The organism is Marinospirillum minutulum DSM 6287, assembly GCF_000422325.1.
In the GTDB taxonomy this organism is placed as follows: Bacteria; Pseudomonadota; Gammaproteobacteria; order Pseudomonadales; family Halomonadaceae; genus Marinospirillum; species Marinospirillum minutulum.
Genome location: NZ_AULO01000015.1, coordinates 64,991 through 82,931, shown reverse-complemented (window position 1 = coordinate 82,931; position 17,941 = coordinate 64,991). Strand labels below are relative to the sequence as shown.

At 42.9% G+C, this 17,941-nt stretch carries 15 protein-coding genes; 10 read left to right on the top strand and 5 right to left on the bottom strand.

Features of this window, described 5'->3' with window-relative positions; all coding sequences use genetic code 11:
- Positions 1-308: 308 nt before the first annotated feature.
- On the bottom strand, positions 309-1,508 hold the full coding sequence (gene tyrS / locus H571_RS0109520; RefSeq protein WP_027849097.1) for a tyrosine--tRNA ligase: 1,200 nt from the start codon (positions 1,506-1,508) through the stop codon (positions 309-311).
- 125 nt (positions 1,509-1,633) lie between these two features.
- Between tyrS and H571_RS0109515 the strand changes: the two genes are divergently transcribed.
- A complete protein-coding gene (locus H571_RS0109515; protein ID WP_027849096.1) occupies positions 1,634-2,755 on the top strand; it encodes an anhydro-N-acetylmuramic acid kinase in 1,122 nt (373 codons plus the stop codon).
- On the opposite strand, the gene erpA is transcribed toward H571_RS0109515, so the two are convergent.
- The 4 genes from erpA to argC all read right to left on the bottom strand — a co-directional run bounded on the left by erpA (position 2,756) and on the right by argC (position 5,568).
- Positions 2,756-3,109 carry an iron-sulfur cluster insertion protein ErpA gene (gene erpA / locus H571_RS0109510; protein WP_027849095.1) on the bottom strand — a complete coding sequence of 118 codons (354 nt, stop codon included), beginning with the start codon at positions 3,107-3,109 and terminating at the stop codon, positions 2,756-2,758. It abuts the gene before it with no gap.
- Between the two features lie 108 nt (positions 3,110-3,217).
- The gene (locus H571_RS0109505) at positions 3,218-3,739 is read right to left on the bottom strand and encodes a bactofilin family protein (RefSeq protein WP_027849094.1); all 522 of its coding nucleotides are present in this window, start codon (positions 3,737-3,739) and stop codon (positions 3,218-3,220) included.
- Positions 3,740-4,477: a DUF6776 family protein gene (locus H571_RS14850; RefSeq protein WP_051168269.1), complete on the bottom strand. Its 738-nt coding sequence runs from the start codon at positions 4,475-4,477 to the stop codon at positions 3,740-3,742.
- A 41-nt stretch (positions 4,478-4,518) separates the two neighbouring features.
- Positions 4,519-5,568, bottom strand: a complete 1,050-nt coding sequence (argC, locus tag H571_RS0109495) for an N-acetyl-gamma-glutamyl-phosphate reductase (protein WP_027849093.1) — start codon at positions 5,566-5,568, stop codon at positions 4,519-4,521.
- Between the two features lie 168 nt (positions 5,569-5,736).
- Between argC and hemJ the strand changes: the two genes are divergently transcribed.
- From hemJ to pcnB, 9 genes are all read left to right on the top strand, one after another.
- The gene (hemJ, locus tag H571_RS0109490; RefSeq protein WP_027849092.1) at positions 5,737-6,174 is read left to right on the top strand and encodes a protoporphyrinogen oxidase HemJ; all 438 of its coding nucleotides are present in this window, start codon (positions 5,737-5,739) and stop codon (positions 6,172-6,174) included.
- A 19-nt stretch (positions 6,175-6,193) separates the two neighbouring features.
- Complete coding sequence (gene thiD / locus H571_RS0109485; RefSeq protein WP_051168268.1) at positions 6,194-7,015, top strand: bifunctional hydroxymethylpyrimidine kinase/phosphomethylpyrimidine kinase; 822 nt, start codon at positions 6,194-6,196, stop codon at positions 7,013-7,015.
- Positions 7,008-7,694, top strand: a complete 687-nt coding sequence (thiE, locus tag H571_RS14845; RefSeq protein ID WP_084482779.1) for a thiamine phosphate synthase — start codon at positions 7,008-7,010, stop codon at positions 7,692-7,694. Before thiD ends, thiE begins: the two co-directional genes overlap by 8 nt.
- The gene (gene hemL, locus H571_RS0109475; protein WP_027849090.1) at positions 7,669-8,952 is read left to right on the top strand and encodes a glutamate-1-semialdehyde 2,1-aminomutase; all 1,284 of its coding nucleotides are present in this window, start codon (positions 7,669-7,671) and stop codon (positions 8,950-8,952) included. Before thiE ends, hemL begins: the two co-directional genes overlap by 26 nt.
- Positions 8,953-8,976: 24 nt before the next feature.
- Positions 8,977-10,551 carry a bifunctional aminoglycoside phosphotransferase/ATP-binding protein gene (locus H571_RS0109470; RefSeq protein WP_027849089.1) on the top strand — a complete coding sequence of 525 codons (1,575 nt, stop codon included), beginning with the start codon at positions 8,977-8,979 and terminating at the stop codon, positions 10,549-10,551.
- A gap of 182 nt (positions 10,552-10,733) precedes the next feature.
- Complete coding sequence (dksA, locus tag H571_RS0109465) at positions 10,734-11,171, top strand: RNA polymerase-binding protein DksA (RefSeq protein WP_027849088.1); 438 nt, start codon at positions 10,734-10,736, stop codon at positions 11,169-11,171.
- A gap of 306 nt (positions 11,172-11,477) precedes the next feature.
- Positions 11,478-14,429 (top strand): ATP-binding protein, encoded by a 2,952-nt coding sequence (locus H571_RS14840; RefSeq protein ID WP_051168267.1) that lies wholly within the window; start codon positions 11,478-11,480, stop codon positions 14,427-14,429.
- The gene (locus H571_RS0109450) at positions 14,422-15,849 is read left to right on the top strand and encodes a sigma-54-dependent transcriptional regulator (RefSeq protein ID WP_027849087.1); all 1,428 of its coding nucleotides are present in this window, start codon (positions 14,422-14,424) and stop codon (positions 15,847-15,849) included. The genes H571_RS14840 and H571_RS0109450 overlap by 8 nt, the downstream gene beginning before the upstream one ends.
- 723 nt (positions 15,850-16,572) lie before the next feature.
- A complete protein-coding gene (gene pcnB / locus H571_RS0109445; protein ID WP_027849086.1) occupies positions 16,573-17,940 on the top strand; it encodes a polynucleotide adenylyltransferase PcnB in 1,368 nt (455 codons plus the stop codon).
- Position 17,941 lies beyond the last annotated feature (1 nt).

The window sequence follows — 17,941 nt, the reverse complement described above, 5'->3', positions numbered from 1 at the left end:
TGCCTTGATATCTTGTGACTTCATCACAAGCCATCCCGCAAGCGCCCACATGAATGTTCCTGATGCTTCATTCTTAAAGAGCGTTGATTCGTTACCGCTGAATCAGAGGAGCGTAGTCTACAGCGTTTCGCCCCAGTGTCAAGCCTTGTCTTTAAATTCTTTTAGAAAGAAACCGTTTAAAAACAATCCTTTACACCCCTTGCCAGCTTCTAAACTCAACCCCGTTTCCAAGGCCTCCCTGACAAGAGAGGCGTATTATAGGCACTAACTTTTAGAACGCAAGCCCTTTTTGAAAAAATATTACAAAATTATATTAATCTTACTTTTGCATACTTCTTCTTGCCCACTTGAATTACCTGCTCACTGCCTTTTGCTAGGCGGCAGGTTTCATCTACTACTTGATGATCCACCTTTACAGCACTTCTTTTTACAGCATCTTTAGCTTGCGCACTGTTGGTTGTTAAGCCAGCGCGGTTAATGACTGCCACTATAGGCAAATCTGCTTCATCACCTAAATCCACCTCTACTTCTGGAAGGTCTTCAGGCAGCTCGCCTTCTTCTAAACGGTTGCCTGCTGACTTGTGTGCATTGGCCGCTGCTTCTGCACCATGAAAGCGCTCGATAAGTTCACGAGCCAAGAGTACTTTTATGTCTCTCGGGTTAGCGCCTTGTTCTACATCTTTCTTTAACTGCTCGATTTCTTTTAAGCTTTTAAAGGAAAGCAGCTCGAAGTAGCGCCAAATTAAACTGTCAGGCATAGAAACGAGCTTGTTGAACATGACACCTGGCGCTTCATCTATTCCAACATAATTGCCTAAGGACTTAGACATTTTTTGCACGCCATCCAAACCTTCTAATAAAGGCATAGTAATAACCACTTGCGGTTCTTGACCATGACCTTTCTGCAGTTCACGCCCCATTAGCAGGTTAAACTTTTGGTCGGTACCACCTAACTCTATATCTGCCTGCATAGCTACTGAGTCATAACCTTGTACTAGTGGGTACAAAAACTCATGGATAGCGATAGGTTGATTGCCTTTGTAACGCTTTTCAAAATCATCACGCTCCAGCATTCGAGCAACCGTTTGCTGGGCAGCCAAACCTATTAGATCAACAGCAGACATTTTGCTCATCCACTCTGAGTTAAAGACTACTTGCGTTTTAACTGGATCCAATACTTTGAAAACTTGATCTTTATAGGTTTGGGCATTTTCCATTACCTGCGCTTCTGTTAAAGGTTTACGGGTTACATTCTTACCCGATGGATCACCAATTCGGCCAGTGAAGTCACCTATTAAAAAAAGCACGGTATGACCTAGGTCTTGAAGCTGGCGTAACTTATTGATTAATACTGTATGCCCTAGGTGTAAGTCGGGTGCTGTAGGATCAAACCCAGCTTTAATTCTTAGCGGGCGCTGCTCTGCTAATTTCTTTATTAACTCTTCTTCTACCAATATCTCGTGTGTGCCACGGCGAATAATTTCTAATGCTTCTTGCTGCTTACTCATTACCTTTCCTTCACTTTTGAAAATACTGTTATTAATACTAGCCGTGTTCAGCCTAAAAATTTGTGGCAAAGTATAGCACCTGCAAACAACTTATTAACCCTAGCCACTTGATATAAGGATCAATCATGAATAGCCGCTTTGTTGGCATGATGTCTGGCACTAGCTTAGATGCTGTTGACGCTGTACTGGTAGATTTTGATCCTAGCTACTTAAAGCCAAAGCTTATCAAACGCTGCTCTGTTGATTTACCTACTGACCTTAAAGAAAAACTAACCTTTTTAGCTCATACAGAAAACCTAACTTTTAGACAGCTAGCAGTGGCTGAAGATGCTTTAACATATCTTTATGCCCAATGTGCTTTAAAGTTGCTTGATGATCTTCCTGAGAAGCTTCAACCCGTCGCTCTGGGTTGTCATGGGCAAACAATAGAGCATCAACCTAACTTAGTTCCTAGCTATACCTTACAGTTGCTAAATCCTAGCTTGCTCGCTGAATTGACTGGTAAAAATATTATTGCTGATTTTAGGCGTCGAGATTTGGCTGCAGGTGGGCAGGCTGCGCCACTAGTACCAGCCTTTCATCGTAGTGTTTTTCAGTCTGCTGATGTAGACAGAATTATAGTTAATCTTGGTGGTATAGCTAACTTAACTTTTCTTCCTAAAAGCACGCAACTTCCTGTACTCGGTTTGGATACTGGGCCTGCTAACTTATTACTTGATTATTGGCATCAATTACACTGGCATAAAAGCTATGATACTGAAGGGAAAAAAGCCTCAGGCGGCAAGTTAATTACAGCGCTTTTAAAGCAGGGTTTAGCAGATGATTTTTTTGCTTTAGCAGCACCTAAAAGTACAGGTCGTGAAAAATTTAACCCTGAATGGTTAAGCAGGCTACTTGGTGAATTCCCAGACAACCAATTCAACTCGAAGGATGTTCTTAGAACACTAGTAGAACTAACCGCCGTTTCTTTGACAGATCAAATCAACCAACTCGATTCTGAAGCGAAAGCTGAAGTCTATATTTGTGGTGGTGGTTGGCAGAATACCTTTCTAATAAACAGAATTAGAAGCTTAATTTTACCGCGCCAGCTGGCATCAACTGCCAACCTTGGAATACCTCCACAAGATGTGGAGGCAGTAGCTTTTGCTTGGTTAGCTTGGCGACACCATCAGAAAGAAACAGGTAACCTACCAAGCGTAACAGGTGCAAAAGGGGAGAGAGTACTAGGGGGTTTTTACCCAGCTTAACTAAATAGAAAAGGATGATCCACAGCCACAGGTAGTTGATGCATTAGGGTTTACTATAATAAACCGTGCACCTTCCAAGCCTTCAACGTAATCCACAGTTGAACCGCTTAAATAAGGGTAACTTAACTCATCAAGCAAGAAGCGCACACCTTGTTCTTCTATAATCGTATCATCAGGCTGAATTTGATCATCAAAATCAAAACCATACTGAAAGCCTGAACAACCACCGCCAGTAACATACACACGAAGGCTTAGCTCAGGATTGGCTTCCTCTTCTACTAAATTCTGCACTTTCTTTACTGCGGCAGGTGTAACAAGAAGTGCTTGCGGGATAAAACTTACGGCAGAGGTCATATAGTTAACTCCAAGATACTGAATTAAAGTCTGACTTAACCCAGCATAGTAGTCAAGTATAGGGAGGTAAAACTAACTGCCAGAGCTTTGGCAGTTAGTAAATTTTGATTATTTTTTTGCTACAGGAGCCACATCTGGCTTAGGAGCAACAACAGGCGTTGGTGAAACTGCCAGCTTAGCAGCATCTTTATTTTCAGTACTGGCTGTTAGGGTTTTAGGTTTTTCTCGAGTTACCTGTTTAGGCATTTTAGCTTTTTCATTACCCTTGGTACTTTTGTAACGGTGCGCTAAACGGCCATCAACCTGCGAACCCATAACCATTTCTACCGTGTTGTAGAAAATATTCCCTTTTATTTCTGCCTTGGCTGCTAACTCCAAATGCTCGCAAGAGTGTACATCACCTACGATGGTTCCGTTAACAATAATGTGGGGAACCGACACCTCACCTTCTACCAAACCTTTATCACTTACACGCAAGACTGCTTTAGAATCATCATCAGCAATAATATTGCCATAGACTTTTCCATCTATATGCAAGCCACCGGAGAAGTGGATATCACCAACAATTTCCGCCTTACCCGAAATTAAAGTGTCAAAATTATTGGTTGGAGGAGTTTTATTTCCAAACATTTACATTGCCTCCTGGCTAATCCAGTCAAATTCTGTTTCGATGCGCATAGCTTTGTTTCCAGTTGATTGCAAAATTACCTGTACTTTTTCTGGCTTGAAGCCTTTTGGCAAGTGTATTTGTCCCGCTACGTTTTGAAAGAAGCGAAATCTAAAGCGTACACTTAGCTCATCAACCTCAGGCGAGACATCTTTAAGTGGTAAGGTTACATTTAATGTTTGTCCACGAGACCCTACTAGGCTAACCAGTGCACGCCCCTCGATAAATGAATTATTATCGGTGACTTGGGTAATAACTAGCTGGTAATCAAACACCCTAGGGTCATCGGTTGGCTTAATATCAAAACGATCTATCCTCAGGCCACGGTCTGCTTTTTCTGGTGCCATAACCCGTTGATAGAAATGAAGCTCGTTTTCTAATTTAGCAATCCGCGCATTTAAGTTAAGTACCGTTTGCTGTACTTCTTGCTGAGCTTGTTTATCGACCGCATTACTACTTTCCGTTACTAGTAGTCTTCGTCGTAACTCCACCAACTCTTTTTCTTGTTGGCGTGCGGTAACCCTAAGCTCATTACGCTCAACAACTGCTGTTCCACGCTCATGCCAAACAGACCATTGCCCGAAATAATAACCACCGACAGCCAATGCAAGCATTAAACATAAAACAATAATACGTGTAATAAGACGCCGGACCGGATTATAAGCAACGATCTCCAGGCGTTCTCCCTGTCCTTTATTCATTTTTTTATATATCCGCCTTCTGCTTAGTCAACTATAAAAGCCTAGGGCATAAGTCCTGCATAGGTTAACCCTGCCAACTCATCCTGACCAAACATAATATTCATATTTTGCACCGCCTGTCCGCTGGCACCTTTGACCAAGTTGTCAATAACAGCAAGAACAATAATTAAATCGCTACCTTGTGGTCTGTGCAGTCCGATTCTACACACATTCGCCCCGCGTACACTACGGGTTTCTGGACAAGAGTTCCAAGGCATTATATCCACACACGGCTCATTCTTGTAGCGTGCTTCAAATAGTTCTTGTAACTGAATGTCAGTAAGCTCTTGGTTTGCAGGACTTAATCGAACATAAAGTGTTGCATGAATCCCCCGTATCATAGGCGTTAAGTGGGGTACAAAAGTTAAGCCAACCGACTGGCCTGCTGCAGAAGTTAAGCCCTGGGTTATTTCAGGATGATGCCTATGTTTCCCAACAGCATAAGCCTTCATGCTTTCTGCTGCTTCACAAAAGAGAGAACCTAGGTTAGTACCTCTGCCTGCTCCAGAGACGCCCGATTTACAGTCAGCAATAATGCCTTGAGTTTCTACTAGATTGTTTTCAAACAAGGGTAAAAGCCCAAGCTGTACCGCAGTAGGGTAACAGCCTGGAACAGCAATTAAGCGGGCTGTTTTTATTTCTTTTCTAGCTACTTCGGGCAAGCCATAAACAGCTTCTGTTAATAATTCAGGTGCACCATGCGGCTGACCATACCACCTAGCCCACTCAGCAGCATCTTTTAGTCTAAAGTCTGCAGATAAATCTATAACTCTAGTTCCTGCATTGAGTAATTCACCAGCAAGCGCATGTGCAACACCATGGGGTGTAGCAAAAAACACCACATCACAGGCCGCTAAAAGCGCTACATCAGGCTCAGTAAAAAACAGGTTAGAATAGTGTCCTCGCAGATTAGGGTACATATCTGCAACACAAGTGCCGGCTTCAGAACGAGACGTTATAACCTCGACCTGAGCATTTGGATGAGAAGCTAAAAGCCTTAACAGCTCAACACCTGTATAGCCTGTACCACCAACAATACCTATTTTAATCACTTTACACTCCTAACCCTTGTTTAACTCTGTTGCTTAGCCTTACACCATTAACATTTAAATCAATAATACACAAAAAGACCTATTAAGTATGCTATCAACAAGTGTCTAATTACCCTTGGAAGCTCTGTTAAGGTATGCTTCTTTTTTTTAACTAATCTTGGCATATAAATGACCTACTTATGGCTAAAAGCCTTCCACCTAATTGCTGTTGTTACTTGGTTTGCTGCACTTTTTTACCTACCAAGGCTCTATGTTTATCACTCACAAGCACTAAAAGAAGGTGATATTCGTGGTGTAGAGCGTTTTAAAATTATGGAACGCAAGCTATACAGAGGCATAATGAACCCCTCAATGATCGCTGTTCTAGTGCTTGGAACTGGCTTGCTTAGTATGAATTTTCAAGGCTACCTGTCTCAAACTTGGCTACAAATTAAACTAGGCTTAATCACCTTGTTGCTAATCTATCACTTTTGGTGTGGTATCCTGCAACGTGGCTTAGCAGCTGACAAGAATAAGCATAGCGAAACTTGGTACCGTTTTTTCAACGAGCTGCCTGTATTCATACTAATTTTTGTTGTGCTTCTGGCAATCATCAAGCCTTGGTAAAGCATTGGACGTTTGAACTATGATCAAGCTTGGGGTTCACCCTAACTTTCAAAAGAAACACCCACCGGTACTTGCTATAGGTGGCCACGACCCATCCGGTGGCGCTGGCATAGTTGCAGATGCTCAGGCTCTACTGGGTTTAGGTGCTTGGCCTTTAACAATCATTTCTTGTTTGACAGCACAAAACACGCAACTTATAAAACAAATTAGCTACCAACCTATAGAAGCACTACAGCAGCAGCTAGCGGTGCTCCTTGCTGATTTTACACCTGCAGCCATAAAACTAGGTGTGCTAGGCAATTTAGAAGTGCAAACTTTAGTAGCGCAACTTATAAAGCGTTATCCTCAAGTACCCCTTGTTGTTGACCCTGTATTAGCCAGCACTAGTGGCACCAGCTTTAGTAGTGAAGAACAGCTAGCGCACCTTAAACAAGAAATTCTACCCTTCTGTACTGTTATAACACCTAATCTCAATGAGTTAGAGCAGCTAGTTCCCAGCAAGGGCACTATAGAATATAAAGCTCGCCAATTAATTAAGCTAGGTTGTAAAGCTGTGCTAGTAACAGGAACACACCAGCAAAAACACACAGTTAAAAACTTACTTTTCACTGGCTCAACGAGTGGCCCCTTAGTTAATAGGTGGCAACGCTTAGAGGGTGAGTTTCATGGCTCTGGCTGCACGCTTGCCTCTGCACTTGCTGCCTTGCTTGCCCGGGGTGAAGCGCTAACCCAAGCAGCTGTTAAAGCACAAGATTACACTTGGCACAGTTTAGAAAAAGCACTAAAGCTGACAGAAGGTCAGCTGTTGCCTCTTAGAACCCGGGACCTAGATCATGCCTAAGCGACAAATTTTACGGGGCGTTTATGCTATTACTGACTCAAAGCTACTACCTGATGACACTCAGCTACAAATAGCTGCAGAGTCCGCAATGCGTGGTGGTCTTAAACTTTTGCAGTACCGCGACAAGACAGCAGATGCTAGCAAAGCGTTACGCCAAGCTCGCTTATTAAACGACCTCTGCCTTAGTTATAACTGCCAGCTCATTATTAATGATGACCCAGAGTTAGCTAAGGCCAGTGATGCCGCTGGTGTTCATCTAGGTCAAAGTGACCAAAGCCTAAGCCATGCGCGTGAGCTGCTCGGCAAAGCTGCCATTATTGGAAGCACCTGCCACAACAGTTTAGAGTTAGCTGCTATTGCAGCTAAATCAGGTGCTGACTATTTGGCTTTTGGGCGTTTTTTTCCTTCAACAACTAAACCCAATGCACCTATGGCTTGCTTAGATACATTAAAGCTCGCCAGCCGATTTAATCTACCATTAGTAGCAATTGGCGGCATTACACTAGAGAGCCTTCCAAGCCTTGCCAAGGCTGGCGCCAGCATGGTTGCAGCCGTTGCAGGTATATTTGCTCAGCCCTGCCCAGAAACCGCAGTGCGTACTTTTCGTCACGCTTTTGAACCTACACTTTCTTTTACTTCTTATGAGGCTAACTATGACACGCTCAGCAGATCTCTTTAAACGTGCGCAAGAATTTATTCCAGGTGGTGTTAACTCACCTGTTCGTGCTTTTAAAGGCGTTGGCGGAACGCCGTTATTTATAAAAAAAGCCGAGGGTGCTTATTTAATTGATGAAGATGACCAGCGCTACATTGACTATGTTGGCTCTTGGGGACCAATGATTACTGGTCACGCTGATAAAGATATTTTAGACGTCGTTCGTAACCGCTTAGATTTAGGCTTGTCTTATGGTGCGCCCACAGCACTTGAGACTGAAATGGCAGAACTGCTTTGTGAACTTGTTCCTTCAATGGAAAAAGTGCGCATGGTTAACTCAGGCACTGAAGCAACCATGAGTGCTATTCGCCTGGCTAGAGGTTACACAGGTCGCGATAAAATTGTTAAGTTTGAAGGCTGCTACCACGGCCACAGTGACTCTTTACTAGTAAAAGCTGGTTCTGGTGCGCTAACCTTTGGTGTACCCACCTCTCCTGGTGTTCCTGGCGACTTTGCTCAGCATACGCTTACCCTTACTTTTAATGATATCCAAGGTGTACGTGAGTGTTTCAAAGAATTAGGTGATCAAATTGCCTGCATTATTGTGGAACCAGTGGCTGGTAACATGAACTGTATTCCACCTCAGGCTGGTTTTTTAGAAGCCTTGCGCGAGGTGTGCACGGAATCTGGGGCGTTATTAATTTTTGATGAAGTAATGACAGGCTTTCGTGTTGCACTAGGTGGTGCACAGCAGCACTACACGATTGACCCAGACCTAACCACCCTAGGTAAAATTGTTGGTGGTGGTCTACCTGTCGGTGCTTTTGGTGGTAAAGCAGAGTTTATGGATAAACTTTCACCACTTGGCCCTGTTTATCAGGCTGGTACCTTGTCGGGTAACCCACTTGCTATGGCGGCTGGTTTGGCACTGCTTAAAAAAATTCGCCAAACCGACTTCCACAAACACCTAAATACTTATGCTGAGCGCCTAACCCAAGGCTTAGAAGAAAGAGCCAAAATAGCGGGCATTCCATTTATGACCCAGCAGGTTGGTGGTATGTTTGGTTTATTCTTTACTGAACAAACGGCTGTGCATAACTTTGCTGAGGCAACGGCCTGTGATCAAGATCGCTTCAACGCTTTCTTCCATGCCATGCTTAAAGCGGGTGTCTATCTTGCCCCTTCAGCTTATGAAGCAGGCTTTATATCTTCCGCGCATCAGGAAAAAGAACTTCAGGCCACTTTAACAGCTGCAGAAAAAGCTTTTGCTAGCCTGAAATAAACTTATTAAACCAAGGAGCTGCTCGTGAACGAGGCATTAGTTCAGGCATTAAAAAATCCAGCAAGTTACCCTCACCCTGTGGATGAGGTGCTTGTTCGTGAAACCCACATTTCCTGGGTTTTTTTAGCAGGTGAGTTTGCTTATAAGCTTAAAAAGCCAGTGAACTTTGGCTTCCTAGACTACTCTACTCTCGAGCAGCGTAAGCATTTTTGCGAGCTAGAATTAAAACTTAACCAGCGCCTAGCACCTGATTTTTATCTTAATGTTCTCCCCCTATCGGGCGAGGCTGAAGCACCCAACTTTGATGACGCAAGCGCACCTTTTGAATACCTTTTAAAAATGCGCCGCTTTGATGACTCGCAGCTTTTAAATGCTCTGCAACAACGCAATGAACTTAAAGAAGAGCATTTACTACAGCTAGCAGAACAACTTGCTGATTTTCACGCCAAGCTTGCGCCCGGTTTACCACCTAGCAACCTAGGTACGCCTGAAGCAGTTTGGTTTCCTGCACAGCAAAATTTTGATCAAATCCGTGACCTATTAGATGACGCAGATAGCTTAAAGCAACTAAAACTACTGGAAGACTGGTCTAAAGATACTTTTTCACGCTTTGAAAGCACCATTGCTCAACGTCTAGCCGATGGCTTTGTTCGTGAATGCCACGGTGACCTGCATTTAGGTAACACTACACTATGGCAAGGCAAGGTGGTGGCATTTGACTGCATAGAGTTTAACGATGCTTTTCGCTGGTGTGATGTTATCAGTGACCTTGCCTTCTTAATTATGGACTTAGAAGACCGTGGGCTGAAAAAAATGGCGCAGGTCACTTTAAATCACTATTTGGAGCAAACCGGTGACTATGAAGGCTTAGAATTACTTTGCTTCTATAAGGTTTATCGTGCGTTGGTAAGAGCCAAGGTAAACCTCTTCCGTTTAGCTCAGCCCGGGCTAGATGAAGAAGATAAAGCAACGGTTATGCGCCAATACCGTAGTTATACCGATTTGGCAGAAAGCTATACAGATTTTCGCTCTCCCTACCTGCTTATTACTCATGGTTTTTCAGGTAGTGGTAAAAGCACACTAACTACTGGCGTGGTAAGAGAGTTAGGTGGTATTCGTATTCGTTCTGATGTTGAGCGTAAACGCCTCTTTGGGTTAAAACCTGAAGAAAGCAGCCAATCGACCGAATTAACGGGTGGCATCTATACACCTGAAGCCACTGAGCAAACCTATAATCGCTTATCTAAATTGGCTAATAGTGTTTTACGTTCTTGCTTCCCAGTAACACTAGATGCAACTAACCTTAAGAAAAGTCAGCGTGACCAGCTTCATGCTGTGGCTGAAAATCTTGGGCTACCCTCTTTAATTATTTCTTTAACTGCAGATGAAGCCACCTTGCGTCGTCGCTTAACTAAACGTATTCAAGAAGGTGAAAAAGTGGCTGAAGCTGACTTATTGGTGCTTGAGTATCAGTTAGCCAACCATGACCCACTAACAACTGAAGAATTAACTAGAGCAGTCACTGTTGATACCGATGCCCCTGCAGCGAGTCAAATGCTGGTTAAGCTCATTCGTGATTACTTGCGTTTAGAGGATTAACCCACTTGGCTTTATTCATTCTGTTTTGTGATACGAGCCAGATTTAGAGTGATATAAGGGTTACCAAGACTAAATATTTAGGCAGTATCCTTGCAATTAGCTAGGAATTGCATTAAATAATCTAGTCTTTTCGCTCGGTAGCTACCGAATACAGGACGACAATTACGCCACGAGGCAGAGCTATGCCAGAGAGTAAGCAAGATATGAATAAAAACCAAAGCTTCACCCCTTATCAAGAATCTACTGATGAGGAGTATATGAGCAATGAACAGCTAGATCACTTCCGTCAAATACTGCAAGATTGGAAGCAGGAATTAATGGAGGAAGTTGATCGTACAGTTAAAAACCTAAAAGAAGAGGCTTCTAACTTTGCTGACCCTGCTGATCGTGCCACTCAGGAAGAAGAATTTAGTCTGGAACTAAGAACCCGCGATAGAGAGCGCAAATTAATTAAGAAAATTAATGAAACGCTAACTAGCATTGAAGAAGGTGACTACGGTTACTGTGAGGCTTGCGGTATTGAAATTGGCATTCGTCGCCTTGAAGCTCGCCCAACAGCAACCATGTGTGTTGACTGTAAAAGCCTAGCTGAAATTAAAGAAAAACAAATAGGCGGCTAAATTCTGTGCTCTTGTAAGTCTAGTGCACCTGACTTTTACCCAAGAGCACAGTAACCACTCTAGCTTACTAACCAAATAACGATTACTCACTTAGCCTTAAACTTTTCTTACTAGCGAGGTCGAATTACAAGTATGTATGCCTACCGCCTCGTTTTATTGTTAGTAACGCTTGGATATTTTTTTCACCTTGGCTGCTACAACCCTGGGGTAGTAGCGGCTGGTATAAACCCTTTCTTTTTTGGGCTGGGCTTATCGCTGCAACGCTTTGGCTAGAGCAGAAGCGTCGACTAGAGCAACTTGAGTAATATGAGTTTTACACTAACCCAAATTTTTGGCTTAGGCGTTGGCTACCTATCACTACTCTTTGCTTGTGCTTGGATAGTAGAAAAAGGTTGGCTAACACAAAAAATTGTAAAACACCCCCTCGTTTATGTACTAGCACTAGGAGTGTATGCAAGCGCTTGGGCTTTTTATGGTTCTTTTGGTTTAGCTCATCAATACGGTTATGGTTATTTAACCTATTATTTAGGTATCGCCGGCATTTTTGTGCTTGCCCCACTTTTACTCTCACCCTTACTCAGGCTTGCCCGCACCTACCAACTCTCCTCTTTAGCAGACCTGTTTGCTTTTAGATACCGCAGTCGTTGGGTAGGAATGCTAGTAACGCTTGGCCTACTTTTTGGCAGCATGCCACTTTTAGCTTTACAGATTCAAGCCATAGGTGATGTTATTTACCTACTGACTAACGAATCTTCTCCCTACCACCTAGCCTTTGTTTTTTGTGCGGTTATTACACTTTTTGCAATTTTATTTGGTGCTAGGCACATTTCTTTAAGAGAAAGGCATGAAAGCCTCTTGTTTGCCATAGCTTTCGAGTCTTTGGTCAAACTTGTTGCATTTTTAGTTCTGGGTGGCGTTACTTTATACAGTGTCTTTGGTGGTTTTGATGGCCTAGAAAACTGGCTAGCAGCCAATAGTAATCACTTGGCCGCAGCGATAGAGCCACTTGAGAGTAACCAATGGCGAACACTCCTGCTTATATTTTCTGCTACGGCAGTTACCATGCCGCATATTTTTCATATTATTTTTACAGAAAACCCTTCTGAAGAAGCCATGATGCAGTCCAGCTGGATGCTACCTATCTTTCTATTGCTCTTAGCACTACCTGTCCCTGTAATTTACTGGGCGCATCAAGCACTTGCTAGTAGTTTGCCAATCGAATACGCCACACTTTCTTTAGGTGGTTATTGGGGGTTGCTGTCATTTATTATTGGTTTGGCAGCTGCTAGCGGCACTATTATTGTTATGACGCTAGCACTAGCACCTATGGTGCTTAATCACTTGGTGCTAGCGGTTTACCAGCCCCCAGCAGACTTTGATATCTATTTTTGGCTCATTCGTATGCGCCGCTTACTTATAGGCTCTTTAATATTTATCGCCTACCTAGTTTATTTGGTTGTGAGTATCGAACATGATCTTGCAACCTTGGGTTTATCTGCTTTTATTGCAACCCTACAATTTTTACCTGGTACTTTGGCACTTCTTTATTGGCCTATAGCTAACCGCAAAGGCCTATTAACGGGTTTAGTTGCAGGTTTTACAGTGCTAGCAGTAGGGCTAGGTTTTCCTTTGGTACTCGATATTAACCAACTAACCTTTCAAAACTTCTCTTTGCAATTACAAGGCATAGATGACTGGCACCAAATAACGCTCCTAGCAACCACCGCTAATATTTTGTTGTTTATTCTTGTCTCACTCCTAACAAAAATTAGTGAAGAAGAAAAAGCCGGGGCTTTAGCCTGTTCCCAAGATGCTTTATTTTTTCCTAAACGCTTACAGCTTAAAGCTAGAAATAGTGAAGATTTGGTTCGGCTTCTTAGCATTCCGCTAGGAACAGAAACAGCGCAAAGAGAAGTGAACAGGGCATTAAATGAGCTAAATATCAATCCGTTAGATGTGCGCCCCTATACCTTAAGGCGTTTACGCGATCGTATTCAGGCTAATTTATCTGGCTTAATGGGTTCAGCTGTTGCTCAAGAACTGGTTGACCGTTACCTACCTTGGCAAAGGCAAGACAAGCCCTCTGAAAACGACATTCATTATATTGAACGCCACCTTGAAGACTACCGTTCACGCCTTACTGGTATGGCAAAAGAGCTGGATAAACTGCGTCGCCACCACCGCCAAACACTCATGTATTTACCAGTGGGTATTTGTGCTTTAGGTAATGATCAAGAAGTTCTAATGTGGAACAGAGCTATGGAGGGCTTAACAGGCATAACAAGTGATCAGGTGATTGGTTCTAGAGTACGTCACCTGCCTAGCCCTTGGAATCAATTACTCAATGATTTCCTTGAAGGTTCAACTAACCAAGTTTACCGCCAAGCATTACAAAACAGTGATGGCAGCACATCTTGGTTAAGTCTACATAAAACGAAGCAAGATGACCCAGCAGCACTGATGGGCGGCACTATTTTATTAGTCGAAGATCAAAGCAACTTAAAACTATTAGAAGATGAGCTATTACATAATGAGCGTCTAGCTTCCATCGGCCGTTTAGCTGCTGGTGTAGCGCATGAAATTGGTAACCCAGTTACTGGCATTTCATCGCTTGCACAAAACCTCCATTATGATTCTGAAGAACCTGAGGTTGTAAGAGAAACTAGCCAACAAATATTACAGCTAACCAAGCGCATTACCAGCATAGTGCAATCACTCGTTAACTTTGCTCATGCAGGCCGCCACAGTGATAGCTTAAAATTTGAAGTAATTAACTTACAAGGCGCGGTACAAGAAGCCATTAATTTAATTTCACTTAGCCATAAAGGCCGTAATCGAGTTTACAAGAACCTCTGTCCCAAAAACCTCTATGTAAAAGGGGATACCCAGCGTTTAGTGCAAATTTTTGTCAACCTTATTGCTAATGCACGAGATGCAACCAAAAATGGGGGCGAAATTTTATGCATTGGACGCCAAGAAGAACAAGAAGTTATTTTAGAAGTACACGATAACGGAGAGGGTATTCCACCCCAGCATCTTGAACATTTATTTGAGCCTTTTTATACAACCAAGCAGGTGGGTGAAGGTACTGGCTTGGGACTAGCGCTGGTTTATAGTATTGTCGAAGAGCATGATGGGCAAATACAGGCACTTAGCCCTAGCCCAGAATTTAAAAGTGGTAGCTGCTTTCGCTGCCGCTTTCCACTCCCTAGCGGTAGTGAGTTAACTTATCAGGAGTCATCAGACAAGCATGAGTAAAGTACTGATTGTTGAAGATGAGGGGATTATTCGTTCAGCTCTAAGGCGGCTACTAGAGCGTAATGGCTTTCAAATCACTGAAGCTGGCACTGTGCCTGAAGCACGAGAAAAACTGGCTGAACAACCTTTTGATTTAATTATTAGTGACCTTCGCTTGCCCGGCGAAGCAGGAACAGAGTTAATTAACCAAGAAACCCCTGTGTTAATTATGACTAGCTATGCCAGCTTGCGCTCCGCAGTTGATGCCATGAAACAAGGCGCTGTCGATTATATTGCTAAGCCTTTTGACCACGATGAAATGCTCTCAGCAGTTAATCATATTCTTAACCAATACCGACGACAGCAGCTACCCACAGCAACGCTAGCTAACGAAGAAGCCACTGAAAAACCCATTGGATTACAAGGTATGCTAGGTGAAAGTGCAGCTATGCAAGCCGTTTTCCAACAAATTAAAAAAATTGCACCCTTTAATACTCGTGTGCTTATTTTGGGGGAATCAGGTACGGGTAAAGAGTTAGTAGCCAGAGCACTACATAACTTAAGCCCACGTCATAAATCACCTTTAATTAGTGTTAACTGTGCCGCCATACCCGAAACACTGATTGAATCTGAGCTTTTTGGACATGAAAAAGGGGCATTTACAGGTGCCAACACCAGCCGCAACGGTTTAGTAGAAGCAGCAGATGGCGGTAGTCTATTTTTAGATGAAATAGGTGAGCTACCTTTAGAAGCACAAGCTAGGCTACTCAGGGTTTTACAAGAAGGTGAAATTAGAAGACTTGGTTCAGTTGAATCTAGAAAAGTAGATATTCGCCTTATAGCAGCAACCCACCGCAATATTAAAACCCTGGTAGATCAAGGTAAGTTTCGTCTTGATCTTTACTACCGACTAAACGTTATTGAGCTTGAGCTACCCTGTTTAGCAGAGCGTGAAGATGACATTTTGCTAATCGCTGAAAGCTTACTAAAAGCTTGTTGTGAACGTTTAAACAAGCCCAGGGCACGCTTTTCAAAATCTGCTAGCAACGCACTCTTAGCCTATTCTTGGCCGGGTAACGTAAGAGAGTTAGAAAACCGAGTTGAACGTGCCGTTATTTTAGCTGATGACACCTTAATTCATGCTGAAGACCTAGAGTTACCTCAAGCAATTCAACAGCCCAAGAAGGCCAATTTTGCTACGACAGCCAGCCAGCAAACTGCAGAAGCCTTAACACTACCAACCGAGGAATCTTCAGATCCTGCCCACCTACCCTCAGACGATCTTTCACTAGAAGATTATTTTGTGCGCTTCGTGCAAGAAAATGAAGACCAGATGAGTGAAACAGAATTGGCAAAAAAACTGGGTATTTCTAGAAAATGTTTATGGGAAAGGCGTCAACGCTTAGGTATTCCTAGACGAAAAGCCAGCACATCTCGCTAACGATCAAGTGTTACCGTTACACCCACACGCTCCCTCAAAATAATAAAATCTAGGTAACACTTTTGTAATAGTTCCAGCATGAAGCCCAACAAAAAACCTTAACTCTTTGATTTTAAAGAGAATATTAAAAACTGGCACGTATCCAGCAATATACTTAGTAAGAATAACAAGAACACCGGCGTCAGCCGCTCAGAAAAAATAAAAACAAACCTGAGTCTGACCGAACCGGCTTCCAAACAATAACAACAACTAGGAAGCCAGGTGAACGACCGCCACACTAGCCAACATAAAAACAAAAAAAGGCGAAGCGGCTTAAAGCAAAACAATAACAACAATAGCTAAGGTCTCCGGTCTTCAGCGAAAACTGATGCAAGAATTGATAAAAACAAAAATAAAATCAATTGCATCCAAAGGGTGAACAAAAACAATAAGCACCCGGGAAAATGTCCAAGCTGAGGCTAAATTGTTTTGAATACGAGATGGTCTGCCCTTGCAGATAAATAAAAACAAAAAACAGCTGCAATTTGGTGACTGTGATACGTATTCAGGGCGATCTAGAACTTTCACCCTAGATAACTGAATGGATTCAAAAAAATAATCGACTAGTAAGGGGAAGGCATTTATGTCTTCCCCTTTTTCTTTTCCTAATTTAAGCCTTTCATCCTTTGCCCCATCACACAGGTCGGTTAAACTGCTGCATCTTTCTTTTTACCTTGGGTCAAAATGATTAAAGGAATTACCAGTTACATCAAAACCCGTATGAACAAACCAAGTCTAGCCAATAAACCTCAGCTAAAAATCTTGCCACGTTCAGAGCACCCCATTTCTCGTAGCGAAATACACGAAGGGGCGCTTAAAGTTCTCTACCGTTTACATAAAAGCGGTTATCAGGCTTATTTAGTGGGTGGCTCAATCCGTGATCGCCTTTTAGGCAGAAACCCTAAAGACTTTGATGTAGCAACAGATGCTACGCCAGAACAAGTAGCTGAACTTTTTCGTAACTCACGTATGATTGGTCGACGCTTTCGAATTGTTCATGTACGTTTTGGGCGTGAGATTATTGAAGTCACCACCTTTCGTGGCAAAACTCAAGAAACTAGCGACAAGCGTATTAAGCAAAGCGATGAAGGAATGTTGCTACGAGATAATGTTTGGGGGTCTATTGAAGAAGATGCCCTAAGACGTGACTTTACGGTTAATGCACTCTATTACAGCATTAAAGATTTTTCTATCCATGATTACACAGGTGGACTGGAAGACTTAAAAAACCGAACCTTACGTTTAATTGGTGACCCAGTTACACGTTACCGTGAAGACCCTGTTCGTATGCTAAGAGCCATACGTTTTGCTGCTAAACTTAACTTCACCTTAGAAGCGGCAACCGAAGCCCCCATACGTGAACAAGCCAACCTTCTGCTCCAAGTAGCACCAGCGCGGATGTTTGATGAAGTGCTAAAGTTACTACTTGCAGGCCAAGCTTTGGCTACTTTTCATTTATTACGTGAATATGGGCTTTTTGCTTTCTTATTCCCTGCCAGTCATGAAGCATTTAAAACAGACCCTCTTGCTTTAGCAATGGTAGAACAGGCAATGAAGAATACTGACATTCGTATTCAAGAAGGGCGCCCTGTCACACCTGCCTTTTTATATGCAGCGCTACTCTGGCCAGGACTAAAACAAATTTTTAATGATTTGCAAAATAATGGGGTTCCTGCTTTTCCAGCCATGCAGCAAGCGGGTAACCGACTACTGCAAAGACAAAACCAACATATAACCATTCCTAAGCGTTTTGCTTTTCCTATGCGAGAAATTTGGGATTTGCAATTAAAACTACCACAAAGGCAAGGCAAACGTGCTTGGGCACTTATACAAATGCCACGTTTTCGCGCAGCTTATGACTTTTTACTCTTACGTGAAATCGCTGGTGAGCAAACGGAGGGGGCTGCTGCTTGGTGGACAGCCTTTCAAGAAGCAGATGAAGCTGAACAGCACAGATTAATTGCATCTTTAGGGCGTTCACCTAATAAAAAGTCAGGTAAAAAACGCCGTAACCCAAGACGACGCAAACCAGTAGCAGCAAACCAGGGGTAAT

Excerpts from the sequence above, each read along its gene's own strand:
- tyrS (WP_027849097.1), bottom strand. The coding sequence starts at position 1,508 with ATGAGTAAGCAGCAAGAAGCATTAGAAATTATTCGCCGTGGCACACAC.
- H571_RS0109515 (WP_027849096.1), top strand. The coding sequence starts at position 1,634 with ATGAATAGCCGCTTTGTTGGCATGATGTCTGGCACTAGCTTAGATGCT.
- erpA (WP_027849095.1), bottom strand. The coding sequence starts at position 3,109 with ATGACCTCTGCCGTAAGTTTTATCCCGCAAGCACTTCTTGTTACACCT.
- H571_RS0109505 (WP_027849094.1), bottom strand. The coding sequence starts at position 3,739 with ATGTTTGGAAATAAAACTCCTCCAACCAATAATTTTGACACTTTAATT.
- H571_RS14850 (WP_051168269.1), bottom strand. The coding sequence starts at position 4,477 with ATGAATAAAGGACAGGGAGAACGCCTGGAGATCGTTGCTTATAATCCG.
- hemJ (WP_027849092.1), top strand. The coding sequence starts at position 5,737 with ATGACCTACTTATGGCTAAAAGCCTTCCACCTAATTGCTGTTGTTACT.
- thiD (WP_051168268.1), top strand. The coding sequence starts at position 6,194 with ATGATCAAGCTTGGGGTTCACCCTAACTTTCAAAAGAAACACCCACCG.
- thiE (WP_084482779.1), top strand. The coding sequence starts at position 7,008 with ATGCCTAAGCGACAAATTTTACGGGGCGTTTATGCTATTACTGACTCA.
- hemL (WP_027849090.1), top strand. The coding sequence starts at position 7,669 with ATGACACGCTCAGCAGATCTCTTTAAACGTGCGCAAGAATTTATTCCA.
- dksA (WP_027849088.1), top strand. The coding sequence starts at position 10,734 with ATGCCAGAGAGTAAGCAAGATATGAATAAAAACCAAAGCTTCACCCCT.
- H571_RS14840 (WP_051168267.1), top strand. The coding sequence starts at position 11,478 with ATGAGTTTTACACTAACCCAAATTTTTGGCTTAGGCGTTGGCTACCTA.
- H571_RS0109450 (WP_027849087.1), top strand. The coding sequence starts at position 14,422 with ATGAGTAAAGTACTGATTGTTGAAGATGAGGGGATTATTCGTTCAGCT.
- pcnB (WP_027849086.1), top strand. The coding sequence starts at position 16,573 with ATGATTAAAGGAATTACCAGTTACATCAAAACCCGTATGAACAAACCA.